This is a genomic window from Skermanella stibiiresistens SB22 (assembly GCF_000576635.1).
Classification (GTDB): domain Bacteria; phylum Pseudomonadota; class Alphaproteobacteria; order Azospirillales; family Azospirillaceae; genus Skermanella; species Skermanella stibiiresistens.
Genome location: NZ_AVFL01000114.1, coordinates 1 through 608, shown reverse-complemented (window position 1 = coordinate 608; position 608 = coordinate 1). Strand labels below are relative to the sequence as shown.

Here is a 608-nt window from a genome sequence, read left to right as displayed (position 1 = left end):
TCTGTCAGATCTCAGGGCAGCTTGTTGGGAGCGGCGTTGCCGGATAGGTTCGCGGGCCCGTTTTGAGCGAGAGCTGCCATGGACTGCCCGCATTGCCAATCGTCGTCGACCCGCGAGCGGGAGGGGCGAACGGTTCATGGCTTTCGGCGCTTCCGGTGCCGGGAGTGCGGGCGGCGGTTCAACGAGCGAACCGGCTCGGCACTGAACCGGGTCCAGGTGCCGACGGACATCGTGTTTCTCGTGGTCCTCTGGAGATTGCGCTACAAGCTCAGCCTGCGGGATCTGGCGGAAATGTTCCTGATCCGCGGCATCGTGTTCACCCACGAAGCGGTTCGGGACTGGGAAGCCAAGCTGGCGCCGCTGCTCGCCGCGGGCCTGCGCAAGCGGCGGGACGGCAAGGCCGGCCGCTGCTGGCACGTCGACGAGACGTACCTCAAGATCGCTGGCGAGTGGTGCTATCTCTACCGGGCGATCGATCGCGACAGTAACCTAGTCGACGTTTACCTGAGCGAAAACCGCGACATGGCCGCGGCCAAGGCGTTCCTCCGCTCGGCCAAGTCGGTCACCCAGGTCGAGCCCGAGCAGGTCACCACCGACGGACACACCAG

At 65.6% G+C, this 608-nt stretch carries 1 protein-coding gene; it reads left to right on the top strand.

The window, feature by feature from the left end; genetic code table 11:
* Positions 1–78: 78 nt before the first annotated feature.
* A partial coding sequence (locus tag N825_RS35710; protein ID WP_037462441.1) for an IS6 family transposase occupies positions 79–608 on the top strand: 530 nt, incomplete at its 3' end.